Annotated in this window: 20 protein-coding genes and 2 pseudogenes; 4 read left to right on the forward strand and 18 right to left on the reverse strand. The window is 29.7% G+C overall.

Annotated features, from left to right (window positions below; all coding sequences use genetic code 11):
• Positions 1-210 precede the first annotated feature (210 nt).
• The 9 genes and pseudogenes from H9661_RS18600 to H9661_RS18635 form a co-directional block, all read right to left on the reverse strand.
• On the reverse strand, positions 211-684 hold the full coding sequence (locus H9661_RS18600; RefSeq protein WP_191770284.1) for a hypothetical protein: 474 nt from the start codon (positions 682-684) through the stop codon (positions 211-213).
• Between the two features lie 162 nt (positions 685-846).
• A complete protein-coding gene (locus H9661_RS18605; protein WP_191770286.1) occupies positions 847-1,944 on the reverse strand; it encodes a helix-turn-helix domain-containing protein in 1,098 nt (365 codons plus the stop codon).
• Between the two features lie 221 nt (positions 1,945-2,165).
• Positions 2,166-2,729 carry a GNAT family N-acetyltransferase gene (locus tag H9661_RS18610; protein ID WP_191770288.1) on the reverse strand — a complete coding sequence of 188 codons (564 nt, stop codon included), beginning with the start codon at positions 2,727-2,729 and terminating at the stop codon, positions 2,166-2,168.
• A 49-nt stretch (positions 2,730-2,778) separates the two neighbouring features.
• Positions 2,779-3,210: a YkvA family protein gene (locus tag H9661_RS18615; RefSeq protein ID WP_143316468.1), complete on the reverse strand. Its 432-nt coding sequence runs from the start codon at positions 3,208-3,210 to the stop codon at positions 2,779-2,781.
• Positions 3,211-3,231: 21 nt separating this feature from the next.
• Positions 3,232-3,363: pseudogene (locus H9661_RS20155) on the reverse strand (TfoX/Sxy family DNA transformation protein); the annotation flags it as partial.
• Entirely contained in the window at positions 3,345-3,845 is a 501-nt protein-coding gene (locus tag H9661_RS18620; protein WP_143316469.1) for a GNAT family N-acetyltransferase, read from the reverse strand. The gene H9661_RS18620 and the pseudogene H9661_RS20155, both read right to left, overlap by 19 nt.
• 131 nt (positions 3,846-3,976) lie before the next feature.
• Positions 3,977-4,276: a hypothetical protein gene (locus tag H9661_RS18625; protein WP_143316470.1), complete on the reverse strand. Its 300-nt coding sequence runs from the start codon at positions 4,274-4,276 to the stop codon at positions 3,977-3,979.
• Positions 4,277-4,354: 78 nt separating this feature from the next.
• Positions 4,355-5,179: an MBL fold metallo-hydrolase gene (locus H9661_RS18630; RefSeq protein WP_143316471.1), complete on the reverse strand. Its 825-nt coding sequence runs from the start codon at positions 5,177-5,179 to the stop codon at positions 4,355-4,357.
• A gap of 494 nt (positions 5,180-5,673) precedes the next feature.
• On the reverse strand, positions 5,674-6,519 hold the full coding sequence (locus H9661_RS18635) for an aldo/keto reductase (RefSeq protein WP_143316472.1): 846 nt from the start codon (positions 6,517-6,519) through the stop codon (positions 5,674-5,676).
• A gap of 153 nt (positions 6,520-6,672) precedes the next feature.
• Between H9661_RS18635 and H9661_RS18640 the strand changes: the two genes are divergently transcribed.
• On the forward strand, positions 6,673-7,128 hold the full coding sequence (locus H9661_RS18640) for an Lrp/AsnC family transcriptional regulator (protein WP_191770290.1): 456 nt from the start codon (positions 6,673-6,675) through the stop codon (positions 7,126-7,128).
• Positions 7,129-7,325: 197 nt separating this feature from the next.
• On the opposite strand, the gene H9661_RS18645 is transcribed toward H9661_RS18640, so the two are convergent.
• The 4 genes and pseudogenes from H9661_RS18645 to H9661_RS18655 all read right to left on the reverse strand — a co-directional run bounded on the left by H9661_RS18645 (position 7,326) and on the right by H9661_RS18655 (position 10,584).
• Positions 7,326-7,736, reverse strand: a complete 411-nt coding sequence (locus H9661_RS18645) for a peptide deformylase (RefSeq protein ID WP_143316474.1) — start codon at positions 7,734-7,736, stop codon at positions 7,326-7,328.
• 22 nt (positions 7,737-7,758) lie between these two features.
• A pseudogene (locus H9661_RS19785) lies at positions 7,759-8,012 on the reverse strand (radical SAM protein); the annotation flags it as partial.
• A gap of 206 nt (positions 8,013-8,218) precedes the next feature.
• The gene (locus H9661_RS18650; protein ID WP_143316475.1) at positions 8,219-9,067 is read right to left on the reverse strand and encodes a YukJ family protein; all 849 of its coding nucleotides are present in this window, start codon (positions 9,065-9,067) and stop codon (positions 8,219-8,221) included.
• A 23-nt stretch (positions 9,068-9,090) separates the two neighbouring features.
• Positions 9,091-10,584 (reverse strand): M6 family metalloprotease domain-containing protein, encoded by a 1,494-nt coding sequence (locus H9661_RS18655; protein ID WP_191770292.1) that lies wholly within the window; start codon positions 10,582-10,584, stop codon positions 9,091-9,093.
• 389 nt (positions 10,585-10,973) lie between these two features.
• Here H9661_RS18655 and H9661_RS18660 point away from each other — a divergent pair, with 389 nt between their 5' ends.
• Complete coding sequence (locus H9661_RS18660) at positions 10,974-11,414, forward strand: SufBD protein (protein ID WP_143316477.1); 441 nt, start codon at positions 10,974-10,976, stop codon at positions 11,412-11,414.
• Between the two features lie 122 nt (positions 11,415-11,536).
• Here H9661_RS18660 and H9661_RS18665 read toward each other — a convergent pair whose 3' ends face one another.
• The 5 genes from H9661_RS18665 to H9661_RS18685 all read right to left on the reverse strand — a co-directional run bounded on the left by H9661_RS18665 (position 11,537) and on the right by H9661_RS18685 (position 16,113).
• Positions 11,537-12,409, reverse strand: coding sequence for an SPL family radical SAM protein (locus H9661_RS18665; RefSeq protein ID WP_143316478.1), 873 nt, complete (start codon positions 12,407-12,409; stop codon positions 11,537-11,539).
• 42 nt (positions 12,410-12,451) lie between these two features.
• Positions 12,452-12,892, reverse strand: a complete 441-nt coding sequence (locus H9661_RS18670; RefSeq protein ID WP_143316479.1) for a GyrI-like domain-containing protein — start codon at positions 12,890-12,892, stop codon at positions 12,452-12,454.
• 192 nt (positions 12,893-13,084) lie between these two features.
• Positions 13,085-14,056 carry a serine hydrolase domain-containing protein gene (locus H9661_RS18675; protein WP_191770294.1) on the reverse strand — a complete coding sequence of 324 codons (972 nt, stop codon included), beginning with the start codon at positions 14,054-14,056 and terminating at the stop codon, positions 13,085-13,087.
• A gap of 51 nt (positions 14,057-14,107) precedes the next feature.
• Positions 14,108-15,061, reverse strand: coding sequence for an AraC family transcriptional regulator (locus tag H9661_RS18680; protein ID WP_191770296.1), 954 nt, complete (start codon positions 15,059-15,061; stop codon positions 14,108-14,110).
• 98 nt (positions 15,062-15,159) lie between these two features.
• Positions 15,160-16,113 (reverse strand): S8 family serine peptidase, encoded by a 954-nt coding sequence (locus H9661_RS18685; RefSeq protein ID WP_143316486.1) that lies wholly within the window; start codon positions 16,111-16,113, stop codon positions 15,160-15,162.
• A 293-nt stretch (positions 16,114-16,406) separates the two neighbouring features.
• Here H9661_RS18685 and H9661_RS18690 point away from each other — a divergent pair, with 293 nt between their 5' ends.
• Both H9661_RS18690 and H9661_RS18695 read left to right on the forward strand, forming a co-directional pair.
• Positions 16,407-17,306 (forward strand): ABC transporter ATP-binding protein, encoded by a 900-nt coding sequence (locus tag H9661_RS18690; protein ID WP_191770298.1) that lies wholly within the window; start codon positions 16,407-16,409, stop codon positions 17,304-17,306.
• Positions 17,299-17,856 (forward strand): hypothetical protein, encoded by a 558-nt coding sequence (locus H9661_RS18695; protein WP_191770301.1) that lies wholly within the window; start codon positions 17,299-17,301, stop codon positions 17,854-17,856. The genes H9661_RS18690 and H9661_RS18695 overlap by 8 nt, the downstream gene beginning before the upstream one ends.
• Positions 17,857-17,908: the final 52 nt, after the last annotated feature.

A 17,908-nucleotide genomic window follows, 5' to 3' on the forward strand; every position in this document is an offset into this window, starting at 1 on the left:
CTAATGGTTGGCACTATCAACCCCCATATCGGACTTTCACCGACTAGTACGTGCCCATGCTGGGCACACATAATATAGAGGGACAATATCTTACTATTGTCCCTCTATATTATAAACTAACTTTGCAGTTTTACCAATATAATGAAATTTTAGTTTGCCTTATAGCACTTGCATCAATTATAGATTAGATTTTATCTGTAATTCTACATACTACATCGTCTCGCATTCCATCCATTCTTCAGTGCAATTACATTCTGGACATCTTAATGAAATGCTTATCCATTGAAATCCATCAGCCCAATCGTCCTCTGAAAAGGAATCATCATTGCTAACACATTCATCAATAAAATCTTGCTTTCCTTGTGAAGATATCGCTACTAATACTTGAAATGTATCTTCTTCACATTTTTCACAAATAACTTTTTCAAATGGTTGCAACCTATTTAAAAAATCATCTTTACATACAAAACCATTCCAGCCATGCTGACCTTTATCAAAAATAATAATTTCTTTATTACATTTCCCACAAATTAGTTTAACAATCATTTTGTTATTGCTTTGATAGACATTAAATGTTTCATTACTACAAGAACATTTTATACTACCTTTTGCTTGATATTCATTATTATTAGTACCAACTAATTGAAACAACTGTCGAATATGCTTAGGAATTGGGTATTCCACAATTCTCATCTCCTTTACTAAATTACGATGTCTTACTCATCTATCATGGATAAATTATAATTGAAGTTCCTACTTCACTATATTTAATAAATTTATATCTTAGAATTTTTAAAATTAGATTATTCTTAATTATATTCCAACGACAAATTAGAAACTTAGCTCTCAGCATTTAGAGTATAAATCTTCAATCAACTGCTTAAATTCTGCATTGGAATGGAGAAACATATATTTAGGATTATTTTCAAACTCAGAAAGCAAGGCTAGTCTCACTTGCTTTCCTAAGTTCTCCTGCTTTTCTTTTACTACCTCTTCTTTTACAGCTTTTGATGTTTTAACTTTCACCGCAATATGTTGACACAGAGAAGATTTACTAATATCCCACGGTGTAAAAGTTGCCAAAAAGTAAGATTTCAAAAATGAAATACTGTCCTCAACATTTTTTTGTAAGATAGCAACGTGAAGTGGTATGGCAAGAGCTTGCATATCCCCAAGTTCAAACAACTTCATGACCTTCTGAGAAAGTTCCGCCAAATGTGAAGCTTTTTGACTTTCTCCTTCTTTAATCTCGATTTCAGCCAGATTCATCAAAATCATCTGCACTTCACTTACTACATTAAGTAATTTACGTTCTAGTAGCCTAGCAGCTTCATCAAGTTTATCCTGCTTGATGAAAAGTCTAGCTTCAAGCTCTGTCTTGTCTAAAGCAGTTCTTTCTGGCAATAATTCTAACATTTCCTGTGCCTTCTCGCATTCAGTACGAGCAAGATATTTGGATGCTAACATGTAAATTGCGTTATCCCTAACTTGATCATTATCACTTTTAGCCACCCGCTCATATAAAGCTGTAATTTGTTTTTCATAAGGCTCTTTATCATCAATACTTGCTCCATACATTATAAGAGCACCATCCAAAAGTAATGCAATTGAATGTATAAGCTTATCACAGTTTGGATATTCCCGTATTTTTTCCATACTCATAATAAAGCCTGCCTCAAAACCCTTTGTACTAATTGTAGCTCCTACTTCATTGTTAAAGTGGTCTATTTCTTGTTCTGTTAACCCTTCATTAAAACAAAGTAAAGTATTCAAATCAATTTTGAGTAACCGTGCAAGTGCAGGCAACAAAGAAATATCAGGGTAAGTATACCCTTTTTCCCACTTGTTGACGGCAGGAGTGGATACGCCAAGATATGCTCCAATTTGCTCTTGAGTTAATCCAATTTCTTTCCTTTTTTCTTGAATAATTATATTAATGGGCATTTTATCATCTCCAAATATGTACTAAGAAACGTTTCTTTAAGTATATTTTATCTAGTTTAACCAACTTATACAATTGAACGTTTATTAAACATAAAGGAATAAAATTAACCATAAGTTAATTATTGAATGTAGGACTTTTCAAAAGCATTACTTCATAACAACTTATGGTGATGCAACAGCCACAAATTGCTATTTATAATCCTCAACATTAAATTTTGAATTTATCTCTTTTTAAAATAATACGATGAATATTCTCTACCATCATGGCCAATTAATTTATTTTCAGTAGATAAAAAACCTAATTCCTCTAAAACCTTTATTCTTTCGTTTGCAAAAGAAGGTGCCTTTGTTGCTATTATATTACATTTAAACAATTGATAAATTTCATCAATGATCAATTTTAGGATATCTATTATATAAGTTTTCGTTTCATAATCACTTCTTAAATCTAAACGAAGAAGCCCACAATCATTAAAATAATCTTTGGAATCCCTATGAAATAATTCTATTGTTCCAATTACAATACTCTCTCTTTTATCTACAATAGACCATCTTACAAAGCCTTTTCTATTATACTCAAATTTCCAATAGTCAATAGCCTGTTCCATTCTTTCATGAGTATTATAATAAAAATTATCTCCATTACAATTGTCGCTATTAAAGAAAGGAACTGCTTTTTTATCAGAGTACACCTTTAACAAGTCATCACAATCATTTATAGATATGAATCTTAAATTGAATCTCTCATTTTCAAATTCTGGACAACTTACGTATACACTATCCATATTTATTCTCCTTTTCAAATTGGAATTTGTAAACATGTAAAAGCATATATTAAATTTCATCTATAATTTGCTTGTTATTGTCAGTTCTCCACTTCTTGTATTCTTCAACATCAGAATTAATTGATTTTAATACCCAACTTAATATAGCTATATCATCAATGTAGCCAACCACAGGTATATAATCTGGAATTAAATCAATAGGTGATATTATATAAATGAATGTTGAAACTATACTGATTATAGTGCCTATGGGTATGTCGGTATATTCCTTATTTATGTACCTTCTAACTAAAGAAACCATACAAGCTATATCACTTGCATATTTTCCAATACACGGCACTAACTTTAATTTGTTTTCAAGTCTCTGAACAAGTCTCTCAAATTTATCCTCATCTTCAATTGTTGATTTTGCTTCTTCACTGTTAGATTTAAGCACTGTTTTTATTTTTTCTTCAGTAAATGCTTCATTTTGTCTTTTCATGTAAATTCTCCTCTTCTATTTTATTTCTTGTGTTTTCAGCCATCCTTGTTCTTCCCCAATATTTTTTAATTCATCATAAGTAAATATACCCACTTCATTAAATAACCTACAAATTTCAATTTGTACTCTATCTATTATTCTGATAATCTCCACCAAAGAGTTTCTTCACGTTTATCCATTTTAAAACCACAACGTTCTAAAATCCTTTGAGATGCAAAACCTTCCAAATCAGTTTCAGCAATTACACTTTTAACGCCATTTTGTTTTAATGCCCAATCACACATTGCTTTTGCAGCTTCTGTCATATAACCCTTGTGCTCAAACTCTTTTCCTAAACCATATCCAATCTCAGCTTCACCATTTTCATTAGGAATATCTTTAAAATCCGCTGAACCTACTACAACCCTATCCTCCTTGCGAATTAAGAAAAAAAAGCTATGCCACAAATAATTTTGGGGATCTTTTAGGGTTATTTCATACTGTCCCTTTACTATTTCAAGGAAAAACCCTTCCATTATTTCTGCCTTATAAGAACAGTCTAATTCTTTTTCAAGCCTAGGAATATCTTCAATCCATAGTTTTAATTGATTAAGAGTTAATGGGATAAGCTCTAATCGTTCAGTTTGTATTTTCATTTTCTTGCCTCCCTTAAATAAAATATCTCCATCAATTACAATTTATCTCTTTTTAAAATAATATGATAAATATTCCCTCCCATCATGACCAATTAATTTATTTTCAAATGATTTTTTCTGCCAAAATTGAGTTATTTAATTACTGGGAAAATTATAGTTCCAAAAGGCAAATAACCATTTGACCTTGAAAGTTTATCAATCTTTTTTAATGTTTCACCAGCTCTATCTCCAACTGTAACTTTTTCAATAAGAACTACCCGGTAAATTGCACTAACTACATGTTGCAAAACAACTTGAGGTATTTTACCTTTGCTCAATTCATTTTGTCCCTTCAATATAATTTCATCAATAGTTCTGTTTTTTGGCTCATACATTTCTTTAAACTCATTTAGTAAAAATTGTGCCTGTTCATCTATCTTTATCTTTTTCATTAAGTAATCCTCTCACTTTCTTTAAAAAAATACTCTAAATAATTCTTGTTACATAATGGTTTACTATTGGTCATTAGATTATAGTTTTACCACTTCCATTAGCCTATCATGACTTAATCTACGAAATACCTGACAATAATTTTGAAATCCAGCTTGTCCAATAATATAAATATTAGGCATGTAGTCCATTCTTGCTTTTGAATACATAATACGTTCCAACCCATTATCTACAGCTGTATGATTGCTTAAAGCCACATCTACTTTTTTATTCATTGCTTCACTTATAAAGTAGTCCAATGACCTAAGATACTCCTCCACCCCATTCTTTGTCCATGGTGGTGTGGTACCTCCCCATAATGCTGCCATATGTATTTCTTCACCTTCTTTTACAGGAAATATATAACTTAATCCTCCCGGTGTATGACCAGGAGTACTATAAACATATATTGTTTTATCACCTAATGTTATGGTGTCACCATCCTCAATATAAACATCAATTTTGTAATCCTTCCATGTTTCTGGTCTATCAGGTTTTATTGGATGTTCCTTCCAAAAAATATCATCTACCTTAGAAAGATATGTATCAACATGATATTTCAGAGCAAACCATCTCCCACATCCTGTATGATCAGCATGTCCATGTGTCAAAACTAGTTTTTTTATTGTATCAGGATTCCACCCTACATCTTTAATGGCATCTACTATCGCCTCAAAAGCCTTTTTTGCTGGCCAAATAGCATCTATTACTATCAAGCCATCACTTGTCTTTAGTACAAAACAATTTGTTTGTTTTTGTGCAACAATTAGCAAGTCGTCAAAAATCTTAGCATGGATAAAAAACGACATATCCTCCATTGCCTTGATTATTTCTTCTGTAATAACTGGTTTATTTAATCTATTCATTTATTATACACTCCTCTGTTACAATATTAATTTTATAATTGCACAGAGGATAAACGATTCTTTGGATGCATACGCAAAAATCTCTTCATGATTTCACCTTCTTTACAAATAGGAACTTGTGTATATACTTAATAACCAAATTATTTACATCCAATCTGGCAAACTATTTAAATTCATAATTCTACGAATATCTTCTTTTGATTGATTCTTAAATACTATCTGTGAAACAGCTATAATAAAATTTTTTAACTTTTCAAAAGCTACATCTTTCTTCTTAATATTTATCTTACTACCATTTTAGCACCTTTATTTGAATTTTTGTAATTATATTATAAAAACCTTACTATTTCCCATAAAGTCCATCAATAATTCTATCTCTATACATAACTAAGCACTTTTTGTATAATTTAATATTTGTGTTTATGAAATAAAAAACAAGCTCTCATAATCCAATTTTATGATTATAAGAGCTTTATGTAACATTGATAATAAAATTATGTTTTTATTTTATTAGGATTTTCATAAACTATGTCAGGATTCATTCCTATTCTATGTCCATCATTTAAATTTTTAATTTTTTTCATATCCTCTTCACTTATTTTAAAGTTAAATATATCTGTATTTTCTTTTATTCTTGATAATGTCATCGATTTAGGAATAGTAACAATTCCCATCTGTAAATTCCACCTTAATACTATTTGAGAAATTGTTTTCCCATATTTTTGTGAGAGTTCTTGCAGAAATGGAATCTGAAAAACTAATCCTCTCATTAATGGTGACCAAGCCTCAATTTGAATCTTATATTTCTCACAAAATTTCATTAAATCATATTGAACAAGTCTTGGATGAAATTCTATTTGATTTACCACAGGCAAAATTTCAGCATTTTTCATTAAATTTTTTAAATGATTAATTGTAAAATTACTTACACCTATTGCTCTTACATATCCTTCTTTATTTAATTTTTCAAGAGCTTTCCACGTTTCTTGATTTAATAATTGCGGCCAATGAATCAAATATAAATCTAGATAATCAGTATTTAATTTTTTAAGAGATTTTTTAAATGCTTGAAGAGTTTTTTCATAACCCTGGTCCTGATTCCATACCTTATTAACTAAAAATATTTCCTCCCTAGATATCCCACTTTCATTTATCGCACAACCAACTACTTTCTCATTTCCATAAAAAGAAGCTGTATCTATATGACGATATCCAACCTTTATACATTCTTTTATTGCCATACTAAGTTGATTAGAATCATTAGCATTATATGTTCCAAATCCAAGTAAAGGCATTTTAACTCCATTATTTAGAGTTACATAATCTTTTATATCTATCACTTTTCATTATCCCTTTCATAATTATATCTGAAAGTTGAAGCTTCTAACTTAGTTATATTATAATAAATAAAGGATTATTTTTCCTTATCATATGTTACTACTTATATAAAAATACTTTTCAACTTAAATAAAAAGAAAGGAAATTCATATCATATGAAATTTGATAATACAGATATTAAAATTTTAAGAGAACTTCAATTAGATAGTCGTTTATCCATTCGTGAATTATCAAAAAGAGTAAATTTATCTCCACCATCTGTAGCAGAAAGAATACGAAAACTTGAAGATACTAATGTAATCGAAGGATATACAATAAAAATAAATAAAGAAGCTTTAGGCTTGTCAATTCAATGTATAATTCAAATTGATATAAAAAATAGTAATTTTGAAGAGTTCAAAAAAATCATCTATACTCATCCTCGCGTATCCTTTTGTTATAGGGTAGCAGGACATTCTTGTTTATTAGTTAAACTATGCGTTAAATCTATAAATGAAATTGAAAAATTTATAGATTTCATTTCTACATTAGATTCTACAACCTCTACTCACATTATATTTTCAGAGGTTCCTATAAATAGTAGTGTAGAAAAATTCTTTTTAGATTATTAAATTTTGAACTTACTTATAATACTGCTATTTTCACTAAAAACTAACTTTAACCTCACTTACTTATGATACGTTTCACCGTATCACTTGCAAGTGAGGTCTTTACGTTATTTAATTACAATCACTAAGGATGTTAGTTTCACCATCAACAATTTGGTGGTTACCCATAATAACCACCTCTTTTTATTTTAATTATTCAATTAAATTATTATACCTTCAAAATGATCCATTTCATGTTGAATTATTTGTGCTGTAAAACCAGTAAACACTTGCTTTTGCTTCTTAAAATTTCTATCAAGGTACTCCACCTCTATCATTTCATATCTCTTTGTTTTTCTAAATCCAATTAAAGATAAACAACTCTCTTCTGTTTCATAAGGTTTTTCTCTCTTTAAAATAACTGGATTTATCATAGGTACAATAAGGTTGCCCACAGTAAATACCAATATACGCTTTTTTACTCCAATCATGTTTCCAGCTAGTCCAACACAATGCTCTAAGTTTGCTTTTAATGTATCTATTAAATCATCAATTACTGCTACATCATTTTTAGTTGCTTGTTCTGATTTTTGTCCTAAAAATAACACATCTTTTACAATTGGTTTTATCATAATTTATACCTCTTTATCAATTATATTTTTCTTTTAAACCTTTAAAATGCTTATCTAAATTCTTATAATAATATTTTCTTCTGTATCATTTATATAAGGTAAAATTGGGCTTAACCAAACTACTGTATGAATTTTATTATCTCTCATTATCTTTAAAACTTCAAATCATTCTTTTGCTGTAGAAACATTTGACTCAATAATCTTGCATAATTCTTCATCATAAGTTGTTAACGTCATCTCTACAACACACTTTGCTTTATTATTTATACTTTTTAGCTTATGTCCTTTTTAAAGCCTTAATAGATATATATTTATAATATCTAGAAAAAAACCATTCTATAGTTAAATAGAATGGTAGTCCAATTAATTATGAATTCAATATAGTCCACTACTTATAATTGTATCAATCATCAAAAATATAATTCTTATAATAAATCTATAAACTTCATTTACTTATTTAACTATATATCAAAACTTACACCTTACTTTAAAGTTTTCTCAACAACTTCTCCATATTCCATAAACAACTTTCCTTGCCTCTTAATTGCCTTAGCATTTAATAAAGCCAATTCCCTCTCCTCAGTAGTCATACTTTCCATTAGTTGCTTAACATCTGCTACTTTAGGCAAATTGGGATGATGAATTTCGCACCAAATCAAATACGCCTTACTATGAGGACCTAAGATTAAAGCCATTGGATCAATTACTTTAAGATCTTTGTATGATATTGCTTCAATTTGATGACCATTATTGTCAGTACTATAAGATTGGGTAATGAATTTATTAAGGAATGCTACAACACTATGGTCTTGACGTTCTATAATAGTTCCTCCATCCTGCCAAATACCATTTTCATTCCACCAAGTGCTTCCATCTGGATCTCCTTGATTTTGATGAATATTATGTACCCCAAGACCATTTGTAAATGGTTCTCCAAAGATATAAATCCTTTTGGTATTAATAAGTAATGGTTCTAAGTCAATTAATGCATCTTTACTAGTACCTTGCTTCCATTGTGGTTTCACATTTGGCTGAAATTCTTTACTTCGAATATAATCCAAAGCTCCTGATGAACTGTTTGATTCCAAAGGATACCATCCACTTGAAAAGGATAATAAACCCTTTAAATCAGCATTACCTAATTCTACTACCCTCCATTCAACACCATTAGGTAAACTCTTGCTATCTACGTCTATTGCACATTTGTATATTCCTAATGGCGTTTGTAACTCTACATTTGCATGATAGTATTGTCCATAGTTATTAATAGGATCCCTATAGTAGTTCTTTAATGTTCCAATTGCTACTCCATATCCATTACTAAGCCCCATTTTAATACCTCCTTAAACAGTTATTATAAAACTTCAATTTTTATATTTATATTTGGTTCTGAAGTATTTGAAATAATAAATCCTGAATCACTACCATCCCATTCTTTACTTGATGGAATAGTGCTATTTGAAAGTACTATTCCATTACCCTGACCAAATAAATCACCTTTATCTCCATTATTTACATTTCTTTCTAAATCTAAATTCCTATCAGATTGCAACAATGCACATTGATAGTGATATGCTAAATTGTCTTCTTGCCATTCATTAGAACCTTTTATATCACAATGGTAAATAGCAAGACCACTTGAAGGTAAGTAACTATCTAAATCAAATGATGCCCTATTTTCTACAATAAAATATTCATTTTCTTTAGAGGTATTATATTTATTGACAGTATTATAATCACCATGTTTAATAGTATAACTTCCCTTATTATTAAGATTTATTTCCTTATCACACCATCCAACTAAATCTCTTAAATATGCACAAATAGGTGAAGGAGTTCTACCCTTGTTTAAATGATTACCAGACCCCATTAAGCAATACACACCTATCCCTTCACTATCAACGTAATCCCCATCTCTATTTCCATAGTCATATAAATCAGGAAAACGGCAAAGTAAATGCCCTGTTTCATGACAAAAGGTTCCTATGCTAATATCACTAACATTTCTCCCTAAACTACTTAGCATATAGAAACCAGTTTTAATACCATTATAGTCTTTACTAAAATATGAATTATGGGGCCACAACTTGCCTTGATAAACTGTTTGTCCTGCATAAAGAAAGTTTATTGCATCTACTATACCTCTCCTTTTGGAATCATATATAGAAAGATCAATCTTTAAGTCATTTACAACAATATTCATAGCTTCTTCTACAAAAGGAAAAGGAGCATTCATATAATAGTCCCTGTTATGAGGTAATTTTATAGGTCCTATAACGTGATTACTATATTCTAATTTTTCATTTGACATGATATTAAAATATTTTTTTACTGAACAATAATTACCATTTTCATTATAGTTTTCACCATTTAGCATTTGCTCTACATCTTGAGAAGTAACAGTTGTTGAAACATCAGAAAACTCTACTAATATAGTTAATCCTAGAACTTTCCCTTCACTACTTCTATCACCTGTAAGTAGCCCTTTATTATCTCCCTTTGTTTTATTTACACCATCATCGGTGTTTTTTTTTAGATTAATATCTTCTATATTAGAATATCCGCTATTTTCATATTGTTGTTGGAATTTTTCCTTTATAACTTCTGGAACTTCTTTTAGATGAGGAGTTATTCCACTAGGAATTGGTCCATTTATCTTTTCACCAGTAGACACCAATTTCCCATTATCTAATTTGGCATAACAATATTTTTCTAAATTATTATCATAAATTGCAGTATAACCATCTAATGACTCACGTCTAGCATAGAATTCATCACCAAATACACGTAACTTTATATTTTCATTTCCTGATGGAAATGTTAGGATTTCACCAACTATTTTACTCATACATATGCGTTATACAAAACTTATAAAGCTTTATAATAAATCAAGTTTTCAAAAAACACCTTAGAAATTTGTTTATAAGTCTTGCTAACAAATTCCACCTCTTTTCTTTTTATTTTTCATATTGTTTTAAAAACTTATATAACCTTTTACTAATTGTTGATTAATTTCCTATATATTATGCTTCTATATTTGTGAATTCATACACTATTTATTGTCATTTATATAATTGAACTTCTTGTGTTAAAGTCATGTGCTAGTCTTATGGATTTATACTGCACTATTGGATATTTATGTTATAATAAATTTAATATTATAATTCAGAGTAATAGAAAGATACACAGACAAATAGTAATTTGTAAATTTCAATATTTGTTTAAGAAGGTGAAATTTTGGAGAGTGTTTCAGAATTGATTGAAAGATTATATTCTAAAGATAATAAAGCTGCATACCAAGCATTGCAGATATTAGAAATTGAAAGTAAAAAATCTAATGCTGTTTATAAGTTTTTTGATAGGTTTGCTGAAATGATTGAAAATAGCAATTCATATATAAGAGCCAGAGGCATTGTTTTAATATCTGTTAATGCTAAATGGGATACGGAAAACAAAATTGACGAAATTATAGATGATTATTTAAAACATATTTTAGATGAAAAGCCAATTACAGCAAGACAATGTATTAAGGCATTACCAAGCATTGCAAAATACAAATCAGATTTAGTTGAATGTATCCGAGAAGCTTTGTTGAAAGTAGATGTGACTGTATATGGTGATAGTATGCAAACATTGATATATAAAGATATTTCATCTTCACTAAAGAAAATCAAATGACAAATTCCAATTTGCAAAGTTGATTTAACATAATTTAAAATTTGGTTATGTGCTATATTTCATATTAAATAAATCAAAGACTTACCATTGTACGGTAAGTCTTTTTTTTGGGCCAAGTTCATTCAAATATCAAAACCTATTTGAACTTCATTATTTTTCTCTTCAAAAGCTCTAATATAATTAAAAACTTCTCTTACACCAAAAATAATATCATTCTTATCACAGGTTTCTTTAATAATTCTCATCAATTTTTCATGATTCTTACTTATCACTTCATAACTATCCCCATATTGTGTTATGTATTTTTCTTTTAAACCTTTAAAATGCTTATCTAAATTCTTATAATAATATTCCCTATTTCCATTTCTTAATGTTAACCCAATACCAAATACCATAATTCCTTTAACCTTAGCTTCTATACAATAATCTAAGATTCCTCTTATATTTTCTTCTGTATCATTTATATAAGGTAAAATAGGACTTAGCCAAACTACTGTAGGAATTTTATTATCCCTCATTATCTTTAAAACTTCAAATCGTTCTTTTGTTGTAGAAACATTTGGCTCAATAATCTTGCATAATTCTTCATCATAAGTTGTTAATGTCATCTGTACAACACACTTTGCTTTATTATTTATACTTTTTAGCAAGTCCAAATCTCTTAATATTCTATTTGATTTAGTTAGTATTGATAATCCAAATCCATACTTATCAATTATCTCTAAACATCTTCTCGTGTTTTGAAGCTTTTCTTCTAGATGAATGTATGGATCACTCATTGCACCTGTTACAATCATGCACTTTTTTCTTTTTTTCCTAAGTGTATCCTCTAATAGCTCTACTGCATTAAACTTAATCTCTATGTCTTCAAAAACATGATCTATTCCATAACAAAGACTTCTGGAGTCACAATATATACATCCATGAGTACATCCCCTATAAATATTCATTCCATTATTACTAGACAGTATACCCTTTACTATCACATCATGCATATAATCATAACTCCCTTCTAAGTACATTGTATCTATTAATAATTACTTCAATGAAATATAAATATCAATCTTAGCATTATTAAAATCTGAATTTAAATATTCTTCAAAATCTGCTTTATAGCTTCTATCTAAGTCCATTTGCCAAATTTCATTCCAAGCTTCTGTAACTGCTTTTTCCATATGTCCTTCAATAGAAAACTTAGCATATTTCCCTGCAGGAATTTTCTTTATTGTAAGTCCTTCATTTTCAGCCTTACGCACCTCATTTCCTACTGTAACTAAATATTTATCATCTTCATAATCTGAATAAAGTCCTATAGCATATTGATTTGCCTTATTTTTTATTGTTTCATTAATGCCACCTTGATATAACTTTTCCCAAAGGCCTCCAATAGTTTTTCCCATATTAGGATCATCATTACTTGTAATAGCACTAACCCCTACCACTATTTTTTCTTCTAAATTAACAATTTCACACTTCATATTTATAACCTCCATATATTTGATAAGGTTATTATACTGGTCTTAATATGACACCTATATGTCCTATTTAGAATAATTAAAAACATTTTTTATTATCCATAATCAGCTTATTCTTTTAAAATAAACCTCATTTACTTATGATACATTTCTCTGTATCACTTGTAAATGAGGTTTTTATATTATGTTTATCTATTAGTCAAACATTGGTTCAATATACTCTTTAATAAGTTTTATTCTATCCTTAGCACTTGGCATAAAAAGAGAAGCAATTGAAACTACAATTCTTTTCTTTGCACTTACATAAATCACATTTCCTCCATCCCCCAAAGCTGCATATATATGTTCTTTATTATCAATAACCCACCACAGATAGCCATAGGGCAGCTTGTCCCATCGACTATGTTCCTTTGTACTCTCATCTACCCACTCTTTGGATATAATTTGTTTACCCTTCCACATTCCTTCATCCAAGTACAATTGACCTATTTTTGCCATTTCTATAGGCGTCAAGCTAAGACCCCATCCTGCTGTATTTACGCCTTGTGGATCAGCAACCCAACCTCTGACATTTTTCTCTTTATACCAGGCAAGTTGTTCTTCCTTATTACGAAAAATCACATTTCCCTCAACATCAATTTCCAATGGTGAAAATAAGTATTCTGTTGCAAAATCAAGCACGGATTGTCCTGTTGTTTTTACAAGAATACCAGACAAAATATCTGGTCCTATGAGAGGAGTGTATCTAAATTCTCCTATCTTTCCCTTTCCTCCTAATAAATCAAGGGCACTATTTACCCAATTATGGCTTGTAAAATATTCTGTGTATGGTTCTGACTTATATTTATACGGAACTGTCATAGTCACCATATCCTTAAGCGTAACATTCTGTATGGTTTTTTCTCCTCTTTTAACTGGATAATCAGGGAAAAAGTCCAATACTTTCTGGTTTATACTTTTGATATAGCCTTTGTCTATAGCAATACCAATCAATATAGAAATAATACTTTTTGTTACTGAAAAAACATGAAGTTTGTTAGTAGCAGTATATCCATTAAAGTAATTTTCATAAACTGTTTTACCATTTTTCAGCACGACAATACCTGCAATATTCTTATAACTACTGTTTATTGTCTTTTCTAAACATATCTTTTGATTTTCATTCATATGATTGATTCCCTCCTTACCCAAAATTGAATCTTTATTTCTTCCATATGCTCACCTCTGAATTATTTGCAGCATATTAGAAACAATGGGCTCAATAGGAAGGTATATGTCCACCTCATGGATATGAGCCTCATTATCATACGGATTGTTGCGATACACTTCAAATGGATAGGAGTTTCTTGGAACATAGCCACTGTTAGTAATCCACTCCTGGTACATGTAATTCCAAGCATCACTGTACTGTTCCTGCTGAATATGAAAATGTCCTACCGCATACAAGCCGCCTTCTAGTTTCATCATTCCAAGGATTCCGTCTTCCTGAATCCGAATGTCCTCTGGCACTGTTAGACACAAACTAGTACGAAACTTATTTTCCTCTCCGAATTCAGGATTGTCATGATACATGGCAAGGACCCAGTTCTTACTATCCACAAAAAAGTGCTGCTTCTTTCCATAAGCAATTAATGTCTCCATCAAATTGGCATACTCCTTTGATAATGTCTCATAAGTGCCTATATGTCTCACATAGGCCACTTGCTTTTCCTCTAGGTTTACTATGGTAATCTGCCCTGTCACCGGAAACAATTGGTCTGCCCATTCTTTCTTTGCTGTGTTCTTATTGTACTCTGACAATAAAAAAGAATCTTTGCAATTCTTGCTATATTCCTTACGATATTCTCTTGGGCTTATACTATAGTAATTCTTAAATGCTCGTGAAAATACCGCTGAATCCGTATAGCCCAGTTCATAGGCAATGTCCGTCATATTTTTATCTGCCCGGTGTGCCAGCAAAAAAAGTGCATTCTCCATGCGAATCCGGTTCACATAATGGGTTAACGGCTCATGTAACATGCCATGAAAGATCCTACTGAAATGATATTTTGAAAACCCAGCGGCATTGGAAAGCTCCTCAATGGACAGAGACTGTCCTAAATGATGCTCGATGTAATCCTGCACTTTATGAATTCTTCGTGTGTACTCTTCCTTACACTTCTCTTCTGACATGTGCTTCCCCCCTGCTCTTATTAATCCCAGTATAACAGAAATGTTATTTCTTTCCGAATCAATCTTAACAGACTAAACAGCATCTCTTATTTTAAATCTCAATAATTTTCTTTAATAAATGTAGCAGCCTTCCCTATGTCTACAACATTTGAACATTCAGCTTTTTTTAATGTAAATGGATCTGTAAAGGTAGTTTTATAAACTGTTTTTTTCAAAATTTGTCTATACTCATCTGTTGTAAGTTTATTGTTTATGCTTTTCAATATAGCTATAAAGCCTGCTGTAACAGGTGATGTTGATGAAACTGAGTAATATGGAATATCATCACCACTCCTAATATTGCTTTTCAATTTTTGGTACTTATCATATGTATCTATTCTCAAAGTATTATAGTCATACTGTAAAATACTAAAATCTGGTTCTCGCTGTCCTTTTTCCATATACTTAGGATCAACCATTTGTCCTGGCCAAATATTATTAGGATTATCATAATGAATAAAAGTCGTTACAATATTATTTTCTACAGCCTTATTTACAGCATCATCAAATCTTTTACGATTTTTATCTGATATAGGGCTTTGAGAATAGGTTAAAATATCAATGTGATTTTCTATTGCCCAATCTATTGCGTCTATCATAGCTGTAACTCTTTTATCTTCATCCATGCTAGCTGCAGTATTTAATGCATATACTTCGCATTCTGGAGCAATTTCTTTTAAAGTGCTAGCCATCCAATAGCCATGTTCATTGGATTTGTTTAAGGCATAAGGACTATTTAGAAAATCAACACCGCCACTGTACAAATCTTTATGCAGTTCATATCCAAAACAATGATCTAAAATGCCTACTTTAATTCCTTTTCCTTTACCTATACTTTGAGCTTGTTTTACATTATGTATTGAAAAATAAGTATCCCTTGAATTTGCATTTTCAAAAGCAATGTTCCATGTCTTCTTGTTGACTTTTAATATTAAAAGCACATTGTACGTTATAGAAACTATCATAACAAATATACTTATAGCTATTAAAACTTTTTTTAATTTACTTTTCATATTTTATCCCTCCAATTTATTCCAATTGTAGTCTTAATTTCTTAAGAAAACCCGAATAAAATTATTAAGAAAGTTTTAAGACTTTCTGAGGTGCAAGATAATTTTAATAATTGAATTATTCATAATGTATCACAACTGTCTAATAACCAATATCAAGGACCTTTTCAACATATAAGGATATAAACTTTTTCATTAAATACTAGTTGGATTTTACAATTTTGACTCTTTATGTATTTAGGACTATAATACTCTAGAATTATACCTATAAATTGTAGGAAGGAGATAAATACACTATGTTATCACTTACAAACGTAACAAAATACTTTAATGGAACAGAGGTTCTTAATAATATAAATCTAAATGTTAAGGAAGGTGAGATTTTTGGCTTTTTAGGACCAAATGGTGCTGGAAAAAGTACTACAATGAAAATAATTTGTGGATTATTAAATCCAGATAAAGGCACTGTGCTTATAAACAATAAAGACATTGTTAAGGCAAGAACTTCTGCATTATCAGAACTTTCTGCATTAATAGAAAGTCCTAAAATGTACCCTTATTTATCAGCAGTAGAAAATTTAAAACAAATATGCCGCCTTGATAATATTCCGCTAAGTGACCTTGCAGACACAATTGATTTAGTTGGTCTTAAAGGTAAAGAAAATGAAAAAGTTAAAACTTATTCTCTTGGTATGAAACAACGATTAGGAATTGCACAAGTCATTATGGGAAATAAAAAGTTATGGATTTTAGACGAACCAACTAATGGTCTCGACGCTAATGGTGTCATAGAATTTAGAAATATGATTAAAAAATTAAGAAAGGAAAAAGGTGTAACTATATTTATATCTTCCCACAAGTTAGATGAGATGGAGAGAATATGTGATAAAGTTGCTTTTATTCATGCTGGTGAAATCAAATCAATTGAGTATATTAACAAACATGATGAAAATTGTTCATTAAAAATTTTCACTAACGATTTACCAAATTGCCTTGCTATTTTCCAAAAGTTAGATTATATCGAAAAAACAGAAAAATTTGAAGCAGGAATTATATTAGAATACAAAGATGAACATTTCAATGATATCTTAAATGAACTAGTTAACAATAAAATAAATGTTACAAATATAAGTAAAGAAGAAAAAACTCTTGAAGAAAGATATTTAAATATAATTGGAGGTGTAAAAAATGATTAATATTATAAAAAATGAACTTAGTAAATTATATCACAGGAAAAAAATTCTTTCTATGTTCTTAATTATGGCTATCGTAACATTTGGATTTATATTTATCATCAATTTAGACTCCGGACAAAATCGGTACAATAAGGAACTAGATTTTATAAATAGATTAAAAACTCAAAGTTCTAACTTAACTGAGGGTGCTGAAAAAGATGATATTGATTCTAGGATAGAAACAATACAAAAAAGCTTAGATTACTATGATAATCTAAAAGATGATAACTTTAATTGGATACAATATCTCAAAGATGAAAATCATAATTTAGAACAATCAAATAATACGGATACTAAAGATGCCAAAATCGCAATTAATAATTACTTAATAGATAATAATATTAAACCATTGTCAAACTTATCTATGGATAGTAATGAATTTTTTCTAGCATACCTTAGGGTTTTAGGAAAAGTTCTCATGTTTATAATTATTGCCTTAACTTTATCAGATTGTATTACAAGTGAATATACAAATAACACCATCCAAGGGAATGTAGATAGATTTGTGTAAAACAAATCTACTACATTCTTTTTTTGTATTGTTTGATGGTAGATTTGGAATA

Source organism: Clostridium cibarium (assembly GCF_014836335.1).
GTDB classification, from domain to species: Bacteria; Bacillota; Clostridia; order Clostridiales; family Clostridiaceae; genus Clostridium; species Clostridium cibarium.

Coding starts and splice junctions, on each gene's coding strand:
- H9661_RS18640 (WP_191770290.1), top strand. CDS start 6,673: ATGAAATTTGATAATACAGATATTAAAATTTTAAGAGAACTTCAATTA.
- H9661_RS18620 (WP_143316469.1), bottom strand. CDS start 3,845: ATGAAAATACAAACTGAACGATTAGAGCTTATCCCATTAACTCTTAAT.
- H9661_RS18665 (WP_143316478.1), bottom strand. CDS start 12,409: ATGCATGATGTGATAGTAAAGGGTATACTGTCTAGTAATAATGGAATG.
- H9661_RS18610 (WP_191770288.1), bottom strand. CDS start 2,729: ATGGATAGTGTATACGTAAGTTGTCCAGAATTTGAAAATGAGAGATTC.
- H9661_RS18690 (WP_191770298.1), top strand. CDS start 16,407: ATGTTATCACTTACAAACGTAACAAAATACTTTAATGGAACAGAGGTT.
- H9661_RS18675 (WP_191770294.1), bottom strand. CDS start 14,056: ATGAATGAAAATCAAAAGATATGTTTAGAAAAGACAATAAACAGTAGT.
- H9661_RS18645 (WP_143316474.1), bottom strand. CDS start 7,736: ATGATAAAACCAATTGTAAAAGATGTGTTATTTTTAGGACAAAAATCA.
- H9661_RS18695 (WP_191770301.1), top strand. CDS start 17,299: ATGATTAATATTATAAAAAATGAACTTAGTAAATTATATCACAGGAAA.
- H9661_RS18615 (WP_143316468.1), bottom strand. CDS start 3,210: ATGAAAAGACAAAATGAAGCATTTACTGAAGAAAAAATAAAAACAGTG.
- H9661_RS18630 (WP_143316471.1), bottom strand. CDS start 5,179: ATGAATAGATTAAATAAACCAGTTATTACAGAAGAAATAATCAAGGCA.
- H9661_RS18605 (WP_191770286.1), bottom strand. CDS start 1,944: ATGCCCATTAATATAATTATTCAAGAAAAAAGGAAAGAAATTGGATTA.
- H9661_RS18685 (WP_143316486.1), bottom strand. CDS start 16,113: ATGAAAAGTAAATTAAAAAAAGTTTTAATAGCTATAAGTATATTTGTT.
- H9661_RS18670 (WP_143316479.1), bottom strand. CDS start 12,892: ATGAAGTGTGAAATTGTTAATTTAGAAGAAAAAATAGTGGTAGGGGTT.
- H9661_RS18655 (WP_191770292.1), bottom strand. CDS start 10,584: ATGAGTAAAATAGTTGGTGAAATCCTAACATTTCCATCAGGAAATGAA.
- H9661_RS18625 (WP_143316470.1), bottom strand. CDS start 4,276: ATGAAAAAGATAAAGATAGATGAACAGGCACAATTTTTACTAAATGAG.
- H9661_RS18650 (WP_143316475.1), bottom strand. CDS start 9,067: ATGGGGCTTAGTAATGGATATGGAGTAGCAATTGGAACATTAAAGAAC.
- H9661_RS18680 (WP_191770296.1), bottom strand. CDS start 15,061: ATGTCAGAAGAGAAGTGTAAGGAAGAGTACACACGAAGAATTCATAAA.